Origin of the sequence: Burkholderia cenocepacia (assembly GCF_900446215.1) — a bacterium.
Classification (GTDB): domain Bacteria; phylum Pseudomonadota; class Gammaproteobacteria; order Burkholderiales; family Burkholderiaceae; genus Burkholderia; species Burkholderia cenocepacia.
The window spans coordinates 180,328-197,010 of record NZ_UAQZ01000003.1 but is presented as its reverse complement, the minus strand read 5'-3'; the positions used below and the strand labels follow the sequence as shown (position 1 = coordinate 197,010).

The window sequence follows — 16,683 nt, the reverse complement described above, 5'->3', positions numbered from 1 at the left end:
CTCATTCGACGGTGTACGCGAATTCGCCGGCCTCGTCCGCGCGCACCGCGATGCGCGCGATGGCCGCGCCGTCGGCGATCCGGCCCAGCACGTGGCCCGCGATCTCCGGCAGCAGCGTGCCGTTCAGGATGTGGTCGACGTTGCGGGCGCCCGAATCGACCTCGGTGCAGCGCGCGAGCACCGCGTCGACGAGCGACTCGTCCCACTCGAACGCGGCCTTGTGGTTCGCTTCGATCCGGCGGCGGATGCGTTCGAGCTTCAGCTCGATGATCTCGGCCAGCACGTCGTCGGAAATCGGGTAGTACGGCACGACCTTCATCCGGCCGAGGAACGCCGGCTTGAAGGTCTTGTACAACTGCGGACGCAGCGTCTCGGCGAGCGTGTCCGGGTCGGGCAGTTCCTCGGCCGGCTTGTTCAGGCACGCCTGCATCACCGCGGCCGAGCCGACGTTCGAGGTCAGGATGATCAGCGTGTTGCGAAAGTCGATCTCGCGCCCTTCCGCATCGTCCATCGTGCCCTTGTCGAACACCTGGAAGAACATTTCGAGCACGTCGGGGTGCGCCTTCTCGACTTCGTCGAGCAGCACGACGGAATACGGGTTGCGGCGCACGGCCTCGGTCAGCACGCCGCCTTCGCCGTACCCGACGTAGCCCGGCGGCGAGCCCTTCAGGCCCGACACGCTGTGCGCTTCCTGGTACTCGCTCATGTTGATCGTGACCATCTTGCGCTCGCCGCCGTACAGGATGTCGGCCAGCGCCAGCGCCGTCTCGGTCTTGCCGACGCCCGACGGCCCGACGAACATGAACACGCCGCGCGGCTTGTTCGGATCCTCGAGGTTCGCGGTCGCGGTGCGCACGCGCTGCGCGATCGCCTCCAGCGCATGGTCCTGGCCGATCACGCGCGCGCTCAGCAGCGGCTGCAGGTTCAGCACGGTGTCGATCTCGTCCTTCACCATCCGGCCGAGCGGAATGCCGGTCCACGCGGCGACGATCTCGGCGACCACGTGGCCGTCGACCTGCAGCGGCACCATCGGCTCGCTCCCTTGCAGCGCGTGCAGCGCCGCGACGCGCTCCGCGAGCTTGTCGCGGGTGGCCTGCACGTCGACCGGCTGGCCGTCTTCCGACGGGCCGCGTGCGCGGTCGAGCGCATCGCGCAGCTCGGTGATCTCGGCGACGATCACGCGCTCGGCTTCGTAGCGTTCCTCGTCCTTTGCCAGTTGTTCGAGCGCCGTGTCGCGCGCGCCGCGCAGCTCGCCGAGCCGCTCGTCGTGCGCCGCGCCGCCCGCCACCTCGCGCTCGAGCGACGCGATTTCCGCATCGATGCGCTCGATGCGCTTCTTGGTGTCGTCGATCGCCGCCGGTGTCGCGCTGTGCGCGAGCGCGACCTTCGCGCAGGCGGTGTCGAGCACGCTGATCGCCTTGTCCGGCAGCTGACGGCCGCTGATGTAGCGATGCGACAGGCGCACGGCCTCGGTGATCGCATCGTCGAGGATCCGCACGTTGAAGTGCTTCTCCATCAGGCCCGACATCCCGCGCAGCATCGCGGCCGCGAGCGGCTCGCTCGGCTCCTCGACCTTCACGACCTGGAAGCGCCGCGCGAGCGCCGCATCCTTCTCGAAATACTTCTTGTATTCGCTCCACGTCGTCGCGGCGATCGTGCGCAGCTCGCCGCGCGCGAGCGCCGGCTTCAGCAGGTTCGCCGCGTCGTTCTGGCCGGCCTGGCCGCCCGCGCCGATGATCGTGTGCGCCTCGTCGATGAACAGGATGATCGGATGCGCGCTCTTCTTCACCTCGTCGATCACGCTCTTCAGCCGGTTCTCGAACTCGCCCTTCACGCTCGCGCCGGCCTGCAGCAGCCCCATGTCGAGCACGTGCAGCGCGACGCCGCGCAACGGCGGCGGCACGTCGTCGGCCGCGATCCGCAGCGCGAGCCCTTCGACGACCGCCGTTTTGCCGACGCCGGCCTCGCCGGTCATGATCGGGTTGTTCTGGCGACGGCGCATCAGGATGTCGATCGCCTGGCGGATCTCCGCTTCGCGGCCGATCACCGGATCGATCTTGCCGTCGCGGGCGCGCTGCGTGAGGTTGGTCGTGTACGTGTCGAGCGCGGGCGTCTTCGACGGGCCGGCCGCGGGTGCCATGCCGTCGGCGGCGGGCGCGACGTCGCTGCCCTCGTCGTCCGTCTGGCGCGGCTCGGCTTCGCTCGAACCGGCCATGATTTCGTCGAACTTGTGCTTCAGGTCCGTCACGTTCATTTCCGCGAAGCGCGACGACATCCGTTGCGCGAACTGCGCGAGATCCGGCGCGGTCAGCAGCGCGAGCAGCAGGTGCCCCGACCGGATGCGGCCGAGCTGCGAATCGAGCGACGCGATCAGCCATGCTTGCTCGAACAGCGCGATCAGGTGCACGGAGAACACCGGCGTGCGCGTGTTGCCGGTCTTCAGGCGCGTGAGCTCGCGTTCGAGATCGGCGTGCAGCGCATGCGGATCGACGCGGCTCGCGCGCAACGCGAGCGGCAGGTCGCCCGTCGCCTCGTCGAGCAACGCGAGGAACAGGTGTTCCAGATCGACCTCGTAGTGGCCGCGCGCCAGGCACGCGCTCGCCGCCCGCTCGGTCGCGTGGCGGCACAGCGGGTTCAGTTTCGTGATCAGGGTCTTCAGAGGCGTGCTCATGGCGTCGATCTCAGGTTCGATTGCGTGTTGTTGTTAGGGTCTCAGTGAATCACGTGCAGTTCGTAGCGGGCGTCCGAACGGTCCTCGGCCGCGTCGCGCGTGCACAGGAACGCATCCCAGCCGAGCCGCGAGCCCGCGCCGAGCACGCTCGCGCCGACCTCGGTGCGCTTCAGCACGAGCTTCACCTCGTATTCGAGCGTGACGCCGGCGAGCAGCGTCAGCATCCGCTCGAGCGCGACGGCCTGCGCGCCGCCGGGCAGGAACGCCTCGTAGTCGCGCTTGGACAGCGGGCCGACGACGATTCGCGCGCGCATGTCGCGCTGCCACACGCGCTCGCCGACGAGCGCCGTCGCGCCGAGCACCGCGTTGACTTCACCGAGCACGCTCAGCTGATCGGGCGGCACGTCGTACCACTTGCCGACGAACTGGTCGATCTTCACCGGCACGCGGAAGTAATCGGACAGCGTGCGCTGCAGGTAGGCGGCCGACATCGGCCGGTGCCGCGCGGCGAGCGCGTAGCCGGCCACGGCCTCGTCGAGCACACCGCCCGCGCCGGCCGCGAGGCTGTCGCGCACCTCGTCGCTCGGCACGCCCGCGATCGCGAGCAACAGCGGCAGGTAGCGCTCGTCGCGGTCGAGCTCGTAGTGGAACGGCAGCCGGTATTTCTTCCACGCCGCGTAGAACAGCGCGGTCGCGCGGTTCGAGAACACGTCGAAGAACGCGCGCGCCGCATGGTCGCGCCGCAGATGCTCGCGCGCGACGATCTGCTCGGTGTAGTGCAGCGGCAGCGCGCCTTGCCCGCCGAGCAGCCCGAAGAACGCGGGCGTCAGCTCGACGCGGCCGAGCTCGCCGGCGGCCAGCGCGGCGCCGCGCTGCTCGTCCGAACTCAGCGACGCGCCGTCGTCGTCGAACGAGCGCGCGCCTTCGATCTCGCTCGGCGGAAAGCCGAGCGACAGCGTGTTGCGGAATGCGATGCGCTGCGCGACCACGTCGCCCTGCCGCCATGCGCCGGGCGCATCCGACGCCTGCCGCGCGAACAGCCCCTCGAGCACGCGCACCGCCTGGAAGAACTCGAAGCGGTGCGGCTCGTCGAGCAGCGCGTCGACTACGCCAGGATCGATTCGCCGGTTCGGGGCTTGCATCGAATGATCTCCTCGCCGGTGCGCTTCGACACGACGACCAATTGAACGAAACTGTTGAGGTGGACGTACAGCCCGAAGAAGCTGTCGAGCACGCGCACGAAGGACGCGAGGCTCGCGCCGACGAAGTGTTCCTCGTCGATCGTCAGCCGGATCTCGATGCCGCGCACGAAGGTCGCGAACGGCTTGCCGGGCAGCCACTGCACGGCGCCGCGCTGCTCGACGCCGACCAGGCCGTCGATCTGGCGCATCGACACCGCCGTGCGTCGCAGGTCGTACAGCGTCAGCATTTCCTTCAGCGGTGCGAGGCCGTGCGCGACGAGCGATACGTGGTTGAGCGCGAGGTGCGACACGAGCCGCCAGTGCGCGGCGCGGCCGCGCTCGAAGCGCACGCTCTGCGTCGGGCGACGCAGCAGCGAAATGCCGCTCGTCTGCGCGCCGCCTTCCTGGAACAGGTCGCCGCCTTCGAGGCCGAACGCCAGCATGGCAGGCAGGTCGCGGTTCGTGCAGGTGAGATCGAGGCTCAGCGTGTCGGTCTGCGGCGACGTCGGCTCGAAGTCGATGTCGACGATCGAGATCTCGGTTTCGTAGCCGGGGCTCTTCTGTGCGACCCAGTCGTTGCGCCGCGCGAACCAGTAGTGGCCGATCCGCGCCGCTTCGCCGTGATGCAGCGAATAGAACGGCCGGAACTCGATCACCGATTCCTCGTGCGCCTGCTGCCGGACGAGCTTCACCGAGTCGATCGAGTACACCTCGTACGCGAACGCGCGCCGCGCCTCGGCGATCACCGGATACGACACCGCGCGGTGCGTGATGCGGATCGGCTCGCCGTGCTGGCGGAACAGGTTCACGATCGGCGTGCAGAACAGCCGGAAATGGCTCGCCATCAGCAATTCGAGCAGGCGCGCGACGTGCGAATCGCTGCGCACGTCCTGCAGCACCAGATGCAGCGTCGCGCGCTGGCAGCGGCCCGACGCGCGCGCGATCGCCGCGAGGTCGAAGTCGACGAAATCGAACTTGTCGGGGAACGCGAAGTATTCGGTGAGCAGCCGGTATGCGGGATGCGATTTCGCCGGATAGTCGATCAGCGCGTCGTCCTCGGCGAAGCCGGCCTGCGCGATCGGCAGCTTGCGCAGCGCGGTCCAGCGGCCGTTGCGTTCGGGCTCGACGTACGCGCCGAGCACGTTGACGAACAGGCAGTCGGTGAGCGCGGCGACGAACGACTGCTCGCCGTGCAGGTGCGCGCGCAGCGTCGACAGCTTCAGCGCGCCGAGATCGAGCTGCGCGGCGAGCGATTCGAACGTGATCGAGATCACGCCCGTCGCGTTCGACGGCAGCACCGTCGCGCTCGGCGCGAGCGCGACCGGCGTATAGCGTGCTTCCGAGATGCGGATCGGCGCGAGCGTCACGTCGTAGGCGGTACGGAACCGGCATTGCACGCCGCGGATCGGACGGCTCTTCAGCTCGGTGCCGCGCTCGATCACGACCGGTTCGGTCTGCTGGCCGGGCGAAGCCGGCGTGAACTGCGCGATCGAACACGACGGGAACGGCCGCAGGTAGTGCGGATACAGCACTTCCAGCAGCGCTTCGGTGAATTCGGGGTAGTCGTCGTCGAGCTTCTTGTTGATGCGCGCGCCGAGCAGCGCGAACGACTCGATCATCCGCTCGACGTGCGGATCCTCGCAATGCTCGCCGGACAGCGCGAGGCGCGCGGCGATCTTCGGATAGCGTTCGGCGAAATCTCGCGAATAGCGCCGCAAAAACGATAATTCGCGTTCGTAATACGGCAGCAATTCTTCCATCGACGACCCCGAACCTCAATATTTCCTGCCGGACCTGATTCACCACCGGGCGGTCCGGCCCGCTCGGCGGCTTGATTTACTGCATGCGTGCCGCGCGTGCGCGCGTGACCGAATACTGCAGCGTCGACGGTTGCAGCATCGCGTCGAAACTCACCGGCTCCTCGGCCGGGTGCACGACGAGCAGCGCCTGGATCGCGAAGTACAGCGCGTTGGTGGCCTGCTCGTTCAGCTCGAACGTCACCTGCACCTGCTGCAGGCGCGGCTCGTGGCGCGCGATGGCCTGCTGGATCGACTTGCAGATGAATGCGCGGTCGTAGTGGCTCGCGAGGCTCAGCCCCGCGAAATCGTTCAGCCCGTAGGTCAGCACCGATTTCTGGCATTCCGGCAGCGCGGCCAGCTCGTTCTCGGTATGCGCGATACGGGTGTTGAGGATCGCCTCGACGTCGCGGGCGACCGTGTTCTTGAGCTCGTCCAGCGACAATTGCCGCATCGCGGCCGAGGCCGGCAGATGCGGTTCGTCGTCGAACAGCTTGTCGAGAAAACTGGGTTCGAATCGTTTCATCGGCCGGTGTTGACAGCGAAAACGGCAACGGGACGCCGAGCGCCCCGTTGCCGCAACCGACCTTAGACCGCGTAGGTCTTGTCGTTCTTCGTCAGGCTCCAGGCGCCTTGCGTGTTGCCGCCCTGGTTGCCGCCGATCTTCTGCTGGGTTTGCTTCCACTGCACGGCTGCGTACTTCAGCGAGAACGTCTCGAGGGGCAGACCTTCCTCGCGGACGCTCGGGGCGATGCTCGAGATGATCACGTATTTGAGCTTGACTTCCAGATACTGCACGCGCTTGCCTTCACCGTCCGCGCGCGAGAAATGGACCGTCACTTCGTCGAACGTGGTACCGCCCGAAGCGTGCTGGTACAGCAGCGGGCTCGACGAATCGATTTCCTTCGTGAAGATCATGTCGCCGTGCTCGCAACGCGTCATCGTGTGACCGCCAGCGGTCGATGCGGTTGCCGAACGCGGCTGAACGATCGAGTGATCCCACGATTTCAGTTCGATCCAGCCCTGATGGTCCTTGTCCGCGGATTCGCCCTTCACCGCGGGACTACCAAACTGCAAGTGCATATGTAACATGGCCCTTCGACTCCCCAAAGAGGTGGTTTTAACGTCCTACCCAGGCGGCCCGCCCGGGCGATTTACTCGCTTATGAATTTGCCGGTTTGGGCAGATCAGCGACAAGTCGCAGAGAAATCGAGAGTTCGTCGAGCTGAAAGTGCGGACGCAGGAACGCGACCGAACGATACGAGCCCGGCTTGCCCGGAATCTCCGACACTTGTATGGATGCCTCGCGCAGCGGGAATTGCGCTTTCTGTTCCTGCGAGGCGTTGTCGTCGAGCAGGACGTACTGCGAAATCCACCGGTTGAGGAAAGTCTCCACGTTCTGCGCCGATGCGAAGCTGCCGATCTTGTCCCGCATCATCGCCTTCAGGTAGTGCGCGACGCGCGATACCGAGAAGATGTACTGAAGCTGGGCGGACAGGACGGCGTTCGCATTCGCGCTGTCGGTGCTGTACTTTTTCGGCTTCTGCACCGACTGCGCAGCGAAGAACGCGGCGTAATCTGAGTTCTTGCAATGGACGAGCGGGATGAAGCCGAGGTCGCTCAGCTCCTTCTCGCGGCGATCGGTGATCGCGATTTCGGTCGGGCACTTCAGCGCGACTTCACCGTCGTCGGTCTTGAACGTGTGGGTCGGCAGATCCTCGACGAGGCCACCGCCTTCGACGCCGCGGATCGCCGCGCACCAGCCGAAGTCGTCGAACGCGGCCGTCAGGCGTGCCGCGAAGGCCCATGCCGCGTTGCACCACAGGTACTTGTCGTGGTCGGTGCCGTCGACGTCCTCGACGAAGTTGAAGTTCTCCGCGGTCTGGCCGTCCTTCGGATTGAACGGCAGGCGGCCGAGGAAGCGCGGCAGCGTCAGGCCGACGTAGCGGGAATCCTCGGCGTCGCGGAACGATTTCCACTTCGCGTATTCGACGGTGTCGAACACCTTGCCGAGGTCGCGCGGCTTGCCGAGGTCGGAGAACGACTCGAGGCCGAGCAGCTCCGGCGACGCCGACGCGATGAACGGCGCATGCGCGGCCGCCGCGACGTGCGACATCTGCTCGATGAAATACATGTCTTCCGGCTGGCGCGAGATCTCGTAATCGCCGATCAGCGCACCGAACGGCGAACCGCCGAACGTGCCGAATTCCTCTTCGTAGACCTTCTTGAACAGCGCGCTCTGGTCGAACTCGCTCGCGCCCTTGAAATCGCGCACGAGGTCGCGCTTCGGTGCGTGCAGCGCCTTGATCTTGATCGTCTGGCCCGTGTTGCTTTCCTTGACCAGATAGTCCAGCCCGCGCCACGTGCTTTCGAGGCGCTGGAATTCCGGCGCGTGCATCACCGCGGAAAGCTGCGTGGAAATCAGGCGGTCGAGTTCCGCGACGCGCGCATCGATCGTGGCCGACAGGTTGTCCGACACGATCACCGTGCCGTCGAGCACCTGGTGCACGAGTTCGCCGATCAGGTCCTTCGCGCGCGCATGCTCGGAATCGGATTTCGCGACCTTGCTCTTCTCGACGATGTCGTCGAGCAACGAAGTCCCGGCGGCGTATTCCGCGCCGCTCGCTTGGGCCGCAGCCGTTTGCTGGTTCATCTCAACACTCCGTCGTCATTCGCCGTCTTTGTCGCCGCCGGTGCCCTTCGCGAGCTCCTGCAGCTGCTGCGTGTTCTTCAGCACCTCGGACAGCAGATCCTCGAGCTTGTCGTTGCCGGCGAGCTTGTTGCGCAGGTCGGCGAGCTTCGAGCGCGCCTCGAGCAGGCGGCGCAGCGGCTCGACCTGTTCGACGACTTCGTCCGGGCTGAAATCCGACAGCGAGCGGAACTTCAGGTCGACCGCGAACTTGCCGCCTTCCGGGCTCAGGCGGTTTTCCACCTGGAACGCGGCGCGCGGCTCGATCGCCTTCATCACGTCGTCGAAATTGTCGCGGTCGATATTGACGAACTTGCGGTCGCGCAGCTTCGGCTGCTCGATTTCGGACTGGCCCGCCAGATCGCCGACGACCCCGACGACGAACGGCAGTTCCTTCACCTCGATCGCATCGCCCTTCTCGACCTCGTAGGTCAGCTGGACGCGCGGCGGCCGTATTTTCTGCAAGCTTTTCTGAATGCTTTCTTTCTTGGCCATCTCGACGGCTCCCAGGTTAGTTGTGGTTATCGCGTCAGTTGCGGTTTCAGTTGCGCAGTGCGCCGAACGGATCCGCGCTGCCCTTTTGCGCCGCGGGCGGCGTCGGGGCGGCGCTCGCGGCCGCTTCGGCCGCCGGCGCGGCCGCGGCCTTCGCACGATGGACGACGCGGCGCGGCGGGCGCGGTTTCGCGATCTTGGTTTCTGGCGGAAACAGCGCCGATTCGCCGAGCGTGTCGCGCAACTGCTTCGCGAGCGCCTGCGCGTCGGACTTCGCATCGCCCGCGAGCGATGCATCCTGGCGCAGCTCGCCGAGCGACTGCGTCGCGATCCGCAGGCCGGCGACGGCCAGCACGCTCTTCGCCTGACGATCGGTCGCGTCGCGCTGCAGCGCTTCCTGGGCGGCGACGATCGCCTGCCCGTAATGGTTTTGTGCGAACTGGATTTGCGCGATGCGCGACCACGGTTCCTCGCGCGTCGGGTCCGACTTCGCGAGTTGCTGGTACAGGCCGAGCGCCTTGTCCTGGCCCCCCGCCTTCGCGACGGCGTCTGCATCGGCCAGCGACTTGTTGAACACTTCCGCAGTCGGCGGCGCGGGAGGCTGGCTCGCACAACCGGCGATCACGCCGCAAGCCACCACTACCCCAGACAGTTTTGCGAAGAGACGGTCTTTCATCGTTATATCCACCGGCGCGTGAGTTTTAAATCGTTGAGAATCTGGTTCTTTTGCTTTGCAAGAAGCGCGCGGGTATAGTACCGATCAATTTTTCATAATTCAATCGTCGTGTGAAGAGTAATTCCTTTTAAAACCGGGCGCTACCCCCTCGAATGGCCGCTCGCTGCGGGCTCGCAGCGGTTTTTCTTTCGACCGGAATGCGCAAGTTTTACTGGTTGCACGACGCGCCGCCCGGATGGCGGAAAAAATTTCCGGATGCTCGCCTGACGCGGGCGTGCTTAATAGTTGAACGGTGCAATGTCGGGGATACGCAGCGAACGCGGCAATATCCCGGCAGTTTTGACAGGGATAAAGGCGGCACGCCGGAAAAAACGATGAGATCGTCCATGATTCGCTACGCGCTGCCGCTGCTTGCGTGCGCCCTTCTGGCCGGATGCGCGGCCGCTCCGCTGCTCGGCTCGGCCGCGAGCGCCGTGATGTCCGCGGCCGGCATCGGCAAGCCCGAGGTGCCCGACGCGCAGAAGCCGCCGCGCAACATAGGCCTCACGCTGGCCGCCGCACCGAACCTGAATGCCGCGACCGACAACAAGCCGCTTGCGCTCGTCGTGCGCCTCTATGCGCTGAAAGACCCGACCTCGTTCCAGCAAGCGCCGTTCGACGCATTTACCGACCCGGCCAAGGAAAAAACCGCACTCGGCGCCGATCTGCTGAACGTGCGTGAAATCACGCTGATTCCGGGCCAGCGCTATACGGCAACCGAGAAGGTATCGCGCGAAGCGCAGGCATTCGGCATTGTCGCGCTGTTCCGCGATCCCGCACTGCAACGCTGGAAACTGACGTTCGATCCGGTGAAGTCGGAGAAATCCGGCATAATCATCGGCCTGCATAATTGCGCGATGACGGTCACCGACGGCACGGTCATCGCACCGCAACAGGGTGCGCCTTCGCAACCGCTGAATATGCTGTCTTCGGTCTCCTGCGGTTAAACATGACGCACGAATGTCAATTAACAAGAGTTAACACACTTGGCGATTTAATTCGGGCACGACCAAATCGATTACATCGCAAACGCCACATTAACCGGATTTGACATGAGTTATTCGGCCAAGGTGCTGTGGGGGGAAGGGCTGTTCCTCCGGCCTCAACACTTTCAGCGGCAGGACGCGTACCACGAGGCGCGCCTGTTCGAGTCCATCCAGGCGATCCAGCCATACAACTGGGGCGTGCGCTCGGTGCGCATCGACCGCGACGCGCTCGGCAGCAACGTGCTGCGGGTGGCCGAACTCGCGCTCGTGTTCCCGGACGGCGCGCTGTATGCCGCGCCGCAGGCCGACGACCTGCCGCCGCCGATCGCACTGGATACGTTGCCCGACGGCATCAACGAATTCGTGTTCTATCTCGCGCTGCACCCGCTGCGCGAGAACGGCACCAACTACAGCGACGATCCGGCCGCCGGCTTCATGACGCGGTTCGTCAGCGAGCAGACGAGCGTCGCCGACAACTTCACCGACGCCGCCGAAGCCGACATCACGTTCCTGAAGACGCAGGTCAAGCTGATCGCGCACAGCGAGCCGCGCGACCAGCTGCTGTCGGTGCCGCTCGTACGCGTGCGCCGCACCGCGACGTCCGGCTTCGAGATCGACGACAGCTTCGTGCCGCCGTGCCTCGCGATCGAAGCGTCGCCGATCCTGCACCAGCGGCTGCGCCAGCTGGTCGACGCGCTGCAGGCGAAGGTGAACGCGCTGTACGGCTTTCACCGCGAGCCGTCGAAGAACATCATCGAGTTCCGCTCGGGCGACATCGCGTCGTTCTGGCTGCTGCACACGGCGAACGCCGCATTCGCGACGCTCGCGCACCTGCACCAGCATGCGGCGCTGCATCCGGAGCGGCTGTTCCAGGAGCTGCTGCGCCTCGCCGGCCAGTTGATGACGTTCTCGAAGGGCTATACGCTCGCCGACCTGCCCGTGTACCGCCACGACGATCCGGGCCCGAGCTTCGCGCGTCTCGACCTGATGCTGCGCGAACTGCTCGACACCGTGATCTCGACGCGCTATTTCGCGATCACGCTCGACGAGGTGCGCCCGTCGTTCCACCTCGGCCGCCTCGATTCCGGCAAGATCGACGACAAGACCGAGTTCTACCTCGCAGTGTCCGCGGACATGCCGAGCGTCGAGCTCGTCGATGCGGTGCCGGCCCGCTTCAAGGTCGGCGCGCCGGACGACGTCGACAAGCTCGTGCTGTCGGCGATGCCCGGCGTGCGGCTGTCGTACACGCCGCAGGTGCCGCCCGCGATTCCGGTGCGCCCCGGCGCGTGCTACTTCGCGCTCGATTCGCGCAGCCCGCTGTACGAGCGCATGCTGCAGGCCCAGTCCGCGATGATCTACGCGCCGACTGGCATCAATGACCTGAAATTCGAACTGATCGCGGTCACATCATGAGCTACGCGCCTTCCTTGTTCGGCGACAACGCGCCGGCACCGCTGCATACCCCGGCGTCGACGGACTCCGCGTTCCAGGCCCGTTCGCTGCTCGATTTGCTGTACGACGGGTTCTTCATGCTGTTCCTGCTCAAGAACGGACGGGAGCCGGACAGCGCCAGCGAGTTCAGCACGCGGATCCAGGAATTCCTGTCGGATTTCGAGCGCGGCGCGAAGAAGCTGAATATCGCCGCCGAGGACGTGTACGGCGCGAAGTTCGCGTTCTGCGCGGCCATCGACGAGATGGTGCTGTCGTCGCAGTTCAAGATCCGCGCGGACTGGGAACGCCGGCCGCTGCAGCTCGTGTTGTTCGGCGAGCAGCTCGCCGGCGAGAAGTTCTTCCAGTATCTCGAGGAAGGTCGTGCGCAGGGTGCGGCACGGCTGCAGTCGCTCGAGGTGTTCCATATGTGCCTGCTGCTCGGGTTCCAGGGCAAGTACCTGCTCGAAGGGCCGGAAAAGCTCGCGTACCTGACCGCGCGGCTGGGCGACGAGATCGCGCACATGAAGGGCAAGCGCGCGCCGTTCGCGCCGCACTGGCCGCTGCCGGACCAGATCGCGCACCGCTTGAAGCGCGAGGTGCCGGTGTGGGCGATCGGGACCGTGTTCGCGCTGGTGGCGCTGCTCGGGTACCTCGGGCTCAACACGTACCTGAAGGACAAGACGCTGCAAGCGCTCGCGCCGTATTCGCAGGTGATCAAGGTCGGGCCGGAGTCGGCCAACCTGACGATCTCGTTGCCGTAACCGGCACACGATTTTCGATCGCCGCTTCATGAGAAAAGGACCGCCTGGCGGTCCTTTTTTGTTTTGCCCGCTTTATCTGGACAACTGAAAAAGATCGATCGCGTGCCGATGCGTCACGCCATCCAGATGTCTTCGTAGCCGGCGGCGTCGATGATGAAACGCGCGCCGGGCGGCAGCCGCAGATAAGGGAGAACCGACGGCAAATAGGTCGACAGGTGCGCCGCATGCAGCGGCTGATAGAAATCGTCGGCGTCCGAGTATTCGCCGCAGTGGAAGAACCAGCTGACGTTGTCGCCTTCGGATAGCGCGATACGCGTGCCGTAGATCGGCATGCGCCCGAGCGTCGACATCGCGACGGCAACCATCTCTTCGGGTTCGACGGCCTGCAGGCCGTGGCGTGCGCAAAGCGCTTCCTGTTGCGTGCGCAATGCTGCCGGATCGTCGGCCATGTTCATTTCCTTTCTGCCGTGCAGCGAGTCAGCCAGGTTGCCAGCATAACCGTGGATCGGCGCCGTGCCGGCGGCGCAGCATCAGAACAGGATAAACGCGTCGTTCTCGACGTAGAAGACAAACGCGTCCAGCAATTGTGCGACGCTCGGCTCGTCGACCTGATCGTGTGCGTTGATCACGATGTCCTCGATCGTCGCGCTGTCGAGCGTGGCTTTCCAGCCGGGTTGGGCCGCGATGGCGGGCGCAACGTCGGCTTCCGCGTCATCGGCGTCTTCGAGGAACGCCCCCTCGGTGTCGAGCGTCCACGGCATCGGCGGCAGGTAAAGCCACCCGGAGAAATCGCCGGGACGTTCGAGAATATGGTGGAGCGACGCTGCGGTCGGGGAGTCGGTCGACATGAGTATTGCGGTGGGATCCGGATTGATGATTGCGTTGCATCGGCCGCGAGCCACCCGCGGCAGGCCGTGATTATGCCAATTCCTCGCCCGCCCGCCTCCCGGCGCGCGTCAGATGACGCATCGCGTCACTCGTTCGCGGTGAAATCGATTGCAATCAGGGCCAATTCGACTTCCGGCGCGGCGCGGTTGCGAGTAGTGTCTACGTGCCCGCATTCCGGCCGGCCCCGGGTCCGACCGATACCCGGCGCTCACCCCACGATACTGAACCCTGGAGATCTGCGATGAAACGTTCGAAGTTCCTGCTGTCGGGCCTCCTGCTCGCGTCGGCCCTCGGCTTCACGGCCGTCGCCGCCCATGCGGAAGACCTGCTCGATTCCGTGAAGAAAGCCGGCGTGCTGCGCGTCGGCCTCGAAGGCACGTATCCGCCGTTCAACTCCCGCGGCACGTCCGGCCAGCTCGAGGGCTTCGACGTCGACGTCGCGAACGCCGTTGCCGGCAAGCTCGGCGTGAAGACGCAGTTCATCCCGACCGAATGGAGCGGCATCATCGCCGGGCTGCAGGCCGGCAAGTTCGACGTGATCGTCAACCAGGTCACGATCACGCCGCAGCGCAAGGAAGCGCTCGACTTCAGCGAGCCGTACACGTACTCGGCCGCGCAACTGATTCAGCGCAAGGACGACACGCGCAACTTCAAGTCGCTCGACGATTTCAAGGGCAAGAAGCTCGGCGTGACGCTCGGCACCAACTACGACCAGATGGCGCGCACCGTGCCCGGCATCGAGGTGCAGACGTATCCGGGCGCACCGGAGAAGTTGCGCGACCTCGCCGCGGGCCGGATCGAGGCGACGCTCGACGACCGCCTGATGCTGCCGTACATGATCAAGACGTCGAACCTGCCGCTGCGCGCGGGGGCGGTGCTGAACGGCGGCAAGCAGGAAATGGCGATCCCGTTCCGCAAGGGTAATCCGAAGTTCGAGAAGGCGATCAACGACGCACTCGAGTCGCTGCGCAAGGACGGCACGCTGAAGAAGATCTCGACGCACTGGTTCGGCAGCGACGTGACGGTGCCGGTCGCGCAGTAAGCGGTTCGGCGCGTGTTCAATGCGTCACGTTTTCGCTGCGGCGAAGGCGTGACGCGCAGTTGCAGCGTTCTCCTCGCCTTCTTCCCTTCTTCCCCTTTTCCTTTTTCCTTCAGGCCGCCTCGTCGAAGCGGGCGAGCAGCAACTGGCCGATCGGCGTCAGCGCCGGGCGCGCCGCTATCGCATTCATGCGCACCTGCGCGTCGTCGACCAGCCGCTTTTCGACGAGCACGGCAAAGGCAGGGTTCGCGAGGTCGACACTGTCGGGCGCACGCGCAATGCGCAACAGCATCGAGAATTCATGCGGGCTCAGCATGGTTCGTGTCTCCTGACCGTACGCGATGCAGTTTGATCGACGTCGATCGCGTTTTCGAATGGAATGGATGCGAGGCAGCAGCCAATGCGCTGACGGGAGCGAGATCCCGGGTGAGCCTGCGCGACGCGGGCACGGCGTCGGACGCGGTCACGTACACCCCGATCGCGACAATACTGCCGCGACGGGAGCGTGCAACGTTAGCGGTGCAGCGTGACGCGGGTGTGACGAGAAAAGGGGGATGGGGATGGGGATGGGGATGGGGATGGGGATGGCGATGGCGCCCGCGCCATCGCGGCGCGCGACTCCATGAACGAAAAAAGGGTTACGGAAAACTCCGTAACCCTTTTTCGGATTTGGTGCCGGCTGCAGGACTCGAACCCGCCACCTGATGATTACAAATCAACTGCTCTACCAGATGAGCTAAGCCGGCGTAGCGCGAGATTCTACCTCATTTCACGATCTTGAGGCGAGGTCTGCTGCCGCCTTTCGAGCCGTCGCCGTCGGTTTTCGGCGGTTCGTCGGCCCCTTCGGACGGCTCCTCGTTCGCACCGCTATCGGCGACCGGCGCCAACGGCGAGACGGACTCGTCGCGCTGCGCGTCATCGGCTTGCGCGGCATCATCGTCGAACGCGCCCGAATCCTCGCCTTCGCCCGCGACCGCATCGACCTGGAACGCCATGCCCTGCCCGTTCTCGCGCGCATAGATCGCGAGCACGTTGGCCACCGGAATCTCGATCTTGTGCGCCTTCCCGGAGAACCGGGCCGTGAACTCGATCCACTCGTTGCCCATCTGCAACTGGCTCGTCGCCTCGAAGCTGATGTTGAGCACGATCTCGCCGTCACGCACGAACTGACGCGGCACGCGCGTCGAGTTGTCGACCCTCACCGCGATATGCGGCGTGTAACCGTTATCGGTGCACCACTCGTACAACGCGCGCAGCAGATAAGGCTTCGTTGAAATCTCTTGCATCACAATCCTCGAACCCGGAACGGGCGCGCGGCACGCCGCGCCACCCGCTCCGTCATGCCTTCATTGCAACATTAACGACGCATGACCTTTTCGGACGGCGTCAGTGCTTCGATGTAGGCCGGACGGCTGAAGATCCGTTCGGCGTACTTCATCAGCGGCGCGGCGTTCTTCGACAGCTCGATGCCGTAGTGATCCAGGCGCCACAGCAGCGGTGCGATCGCGACGTCGAGCATCGAGAACTCTTCGCCGAGCATGTACTTGTTCTTCACGAAGATCGGCGCGAGTTGCGTCAGGCGATCGCGGATCGCGAGGCGGGCCTTCTCGTGATTCTTCTCCGCCGCCTTGCCCTTCTCGTTCTCGAGCGTGCTGACGTGGACGAACAGTTCCTTCTCGAAGTTGAGCAGGAACAGGCGCGCACGGGCGCGCTGCACCGGGTCGGCCGGCATCAGTTGCGGATGCGGGAAGCGCTCGTCGATGTACTCGTTGATGATGTTCGATTCGTACAGGATCAGGTCGCGCTCGACCAGGATCGGCACCTGACCGTACGGGTTCATCACCGAAATGTCTTCCGGCTTGTTGAACAGGTCGACGTCGCGGATTTCGAAGTCCATGCCCTTCTCGAACAGCACCAGCCGGCAACGCTGGGAGAACGGGCAAGTTGTGCCGGAATACAGAACCATCATATTTGCGTTTCCTCAAAAAAGCCGAGGGCCGGCACGCGGCGCAACCCCTTTCACGGGTTCCGCCT

General features: G+C 65.2%; 17 protein-coding genes and 1 tRNA gene. 4 read left to right on the top strand and 14 right to left on the bottom strand.

Features of this window, described 5'->3' with window-relative positions; all coding sequences use genetic code 11:
* Position 1 precedes the first annotated feature (1 nt).
* From tssH to DTA15_RS11630, 8 genes are all read right to left on the bottom strand, one after another.
* On the bottom strand, positions 2–2,671 hold the full coding sequence (gene tssH, locus DTA15_RS11665; RefSeq protein WP_006484392.1) for a type VI secretion system ATPase TssH: 2,670 nt from the start codon (positions 2,669–2,671) through the stop codon (positions 2–4).
* Positions 2,672–2,712: 41 nt separating this feature from the next.
* Positions 2,713–3,813, bottom strand: a complete 1,101-nt coding sequence (gene tssG / locus DTA15_RS11660) for a type VI secretion system baseplate subunit TssG (RefSeq protein WP_006484394.1) — start codon at positions 3,811–3,813, stop codon at positions 2,713–2,715.
* Entirely contained in the window at positions 3,777–5,612 is a 1,836-nt protein-coding gene (gene tssF, locus DTA15_RS11655; protein WP_006484396.1) for a type VI secretion system baseplate subunit TssF, read from the bottom strand. Before tssF ends, tssG begins: the two co-directional genes overlap by 37 nt.
* Positions 5,613–5,688: 76 nt before the next feature.
* Positions 5,689–6,174: a type VI secretion system baseplate subunit TssE gene (gene tssE, locus DTA15_RS11650; RefSeq protein WP_006477092.1), complete on the bottom strand. Its 486-nt coding sequence runs from the start codon at positions 6,172–6,174 to the stop codon at positions 5,689–5,691.
* Positions 6,175–6,236: 62 nt separating this feature from the next.
* Complete coding sequence (locus DTA15_RS11645; protein ID WP_006477093.1) at positions 6,237–6,740, bottom strand: Hcp family type VI secretion system effector; 504 nt, start codon at positions 6,738–6,740, stop codon at positions 6,237–6,239.
* A gap of 70 nt (positions 6,741–6,810) precedes the next feature.
* Entirely contained in the window at positions 6,811–8,301 is a 1,491-nt protein-coding gene (gene tssC, locus DTA15_RS11640) for a type VI secretion system contractile sheath large subunit (RefSeq protein ID WP_006484397.1), read from the bottom strand.
* A 15-nt stretch (positions 8,302–8,316) separates the two neighbouring features.
* Entirely contained in the window at positions 8,317–8,832 is a 516-nt protein-coding gene (tssB, locus tag DTA15_RS11635; protein ID WP_006484395.1) for a type VI secretion system contractile sheath small subunit, read from the bottom strand.
* Between the two features lie 46 nt (positions 8,833–8,878).
* Complete coding sequence (locus tag DTA15_RS11630) at positions 8,879–9,505, bottom strand: tetratricopeptide repeat protein (protein WP_012492309.1); 627 nt, start codon at positions 9,503–9,505, stop codon at positions 8,879–8,881.
* A gap of 386 nt (positions 9,506–9,891) precedes the next feature.
* Here DTA15_RS11630 and tssJ point away from each other — a divergent pair, with 386 nt between their 5' ends.
* The 3 genes from tssJ (at position 9,892) to icmH (ending at position 12,722) form a co-directional block, all read left to right on the top strand.
* Complete coding sequence (tssJ, locus tag DTA15_RS11625; protein WP_006485335.1) at positions 9,892–10,491, top strand: type VI secretion system lipoprotein TssJ; 600 nt, start codon at positions 9,892–9,894, stop codon at positions 10,489–10,491.
* A gap of 105 nt (positions 10,492–10,596) precedes the next feature.
* Entirely contained in the window at positions 10,597–11,943 is a 1,347-nt protein-coding gene (gene tssK / locus DTA15_RS11620) for a type VI secretion system baseplate subunit TssK (RefSeq protein WP_006477098.1), read from the top strand.
* The gene (icmH, locus tag DTA15_RS11615) at positions 11,940–12,722 is read left to right on the top strand and encodes a type IVB secretion system protein IcmH/DotU (RefSeq protein ID WP_006491869.1); all 783 of its coding nucleotides are present in this window, start codon (positions 11,940–11,942) and stop codon (positions 12,720–12,722) included. Before tssK ends, icmH begins: the two co-directional genes overlap by 4 nt.
* A gap of 113 nt (positions 12,723–12,835) precedes the next feature.
* Here the strand turns inward: icmH and DTA15_RS11610 are convergent, their stop codons facing one another.
* Positions 12,836–13,171, bottom strand: a complete 336-nt coding sequence (locus DTA15_RS11610; RefSeq protein ID WP_006485334.1) for an immunity protein Imm33 domain-containing protein — start codon at positions 13,169–13,171, stop codon at positions 12,836–12,838.
* Positions 13,172–13,252: 81 nt separating this feature from the next.
* Positions 13,253–13,570: a DUF7716 domain-containing protein gene (locus tag DTA15_RS11605; protein ID WP_006485338.1), complete on the bottom strand. Its 318-nt coding sequence runs from the start codon at positions 13,568–13,570 to the stop codon at positions 13,253–13,255.
* A 281-nt stretch (positions 13,571–13,851) separates the two neighbouring features.
* Here DTA15_RS11605 and DTA15_RS11600 point away from each other — a divergent pair, with 281 nt between their 5' ends.
* On the top strand, positions 13,852–14,652 hold the full coding sequence (locus DTA15_RS11600; RefSeq protein WP_006485337.1) for a transporter substrate-binding domain-containing protein: 801 nt from the start codon (positions 13,852–13,854) through the stop codon (positions 14,650–14,652).
* 109 nt (positions 14,653–14,761) lie between these two features.
* Here the strand turns inward: DTA15_RS11600 and DTA15_RS11595 are convergent, their stop codons facing one another.
* The 4 genes from DTA15_RS11595 to DTA15_RS11580 form a co-directional block, all read right to left on the bottom strand.
* Positions 14,762–14,965, bottom strand: coding sequence for a hypothetical protein (locus tag DTA15_RS11595; RefSeq protein WP_006485326.1), 204 nt, complete (start codon positions 14,963–14,965; stop codon positions 14,762–14,764).
* Between the two features lie 354 nt (positions 14,966–15,319).
* A tRNA-Thr gene (locus DTA15_RS11590) sits at positions 15,320–15,395 on the bottom strand.
* A gap of 18 nt (positions 15,396–15,413) precedes the next feature.
* On the bottom strand, positions 15,414–15,935 hold the full coding sequence (locus tag DTA15_RS11585; RefSeq protein WP_006485328.1) for a ClpXP protease specificity-enhancing factor: 522 nt from the start codon (positions 15,933–15,935) through the stop codon (positions 15,414–15,416).
* A gap of 71 nt (positions 15,936–16,006) precedes the next feature.
* A complete protein-coding gene (locus DTA15_RS11580) occupies positions 16,007–16,618 on the bottom strand; it encodes a glutathione S-transferase N-terminal domain-containing protein (RefSeq protein ID WP_006400565.1) in 612 nt (203 codons plus the stop codon).
* Between the last annotated feature and the right edge of the window lie 65 nt (positions 16,619–16,683).

Excerpts from the sequence above, each read along its gene's own strand:
- tssH (WP_006484392.1), bottom strand. The coding sequence starts at position 2,671 with ATGAGCACGCCTCTGAAGACCCTGATCACGAAACTGAACCCGCTGTGC.
- tssG (WP_006484394.1), bottom strand. The coding sequence starts at position 3,813 with ATGCAAGCCCCGAACCGGCGAATCGATCCTGGCGTAGTCGACGCGCTG.
- tssF (WP_006484396.1), bottom strand. The coding sequence starts at position 5,612 with ATGGAAGAATTGCTGCCGTATTACGAACGCGAATTATCGTTTTTGCGG.
- tssE (WP_006477092.1), bottom strand. The coding sequence starts at position 6,174 with ATGAAACGATTCGAACCCAGTTTTCTCGACAAGCTGTTCGACGACGAA.
- DTA15_RS11645 (WP_006477093.1), bottom strand. The coding sequence starts at position 6,740 with ATGTTACATATGCACTTGCAGTTTGGTAGTCCCGCGGTGAAGGGCGAA.
- tssC (WP_006484397.1), bottom strand. The coding sequence starts at position 8,301 with ATGAACCAGCAAACGGCTGCGGCCCAAGCGAGCGGCGCGGAATACGCC.
- tssB (WP_006484395.1), bottom strand. The coding sequence starts at position 8,832 with ATGGCCAAGAAAGAAAGCATTCAGAAAAGCTTGCAGAAAATACGGCCG.
- DTA15_RS11630 (WP_012492309.1), bottom strand. The coding sequence starts at position 9,505 with ATGAAAGACCGTCTCTTCGCAAAACTGTCTGGGGTAGTGGTGGCTTGC.
- tssJ (WP_006485335.1), top strand. The coding sequence starts at position 9,892 with ATGATTCGCTACGCGCTGCCGCTGCTTGCGTGCGCCCTTCTGGCCGGA.
- tssK (WP_006477098.1), top strand. The coding sequence starts at position 10,597 with ATGAGTTATTCGGCCAAGGTGCTGTGGGGGGAAGGGCTGTTCCTCCGG.
- icmH (WP_006491869.1), top strand. The coding sequence starts at position 11,940 with ATGAGCTACGCGCCTTCCTTGTTCGGCGACAACGCGCCGGCACCGCTG.
- DTA15_RS11610 (WP_006485334.1), bottom strand. The coding sequence starts at position 13,171 with ATGGCCGACGATCCGGCAGCATTGCGCACGCAACAGGAAGCGCTTTGC.
- DTA15_RS11605 (WP_006485338.1), bottom strand. The coding sequence starts at position 13,570 with ATGTCGACCGACTCCCCGACCGCAGCGTCGCTCCACCATATTCTCGAA.
- DTA15_RS11600 (WP_006485337.1), top strand. The coding sequence starts at position 13,852 with ATGAAACGTTCGAAGTTCCTGCTGTCGGGCCTCCTGCTCGCGTCGGCC.
- DTA15_RS11595 (WP_006485326.1), bottom strand. The coding sequence starts at position 14,965 with ATGCTGAGCCCGCATGAATTCTCGATGCTGTTGCGCATTGCGCGTGCG.
- DTA15_RS11585 (WP_006485328.1), bottom strand. The coding sequence starts at position 15,935 with ATGCAAGAGATTTCAACGAAGCCTTATCTGCTGCGCGCGTTGTACGAG.
- DTA15_RS11580 (WP_006400565.1), bottom strand. The coding sequence starts at position 16,618 with ATGATGGTTCTGTATTCCGGCACAACTTGCCCGTTCTCCCAGCGTTGC.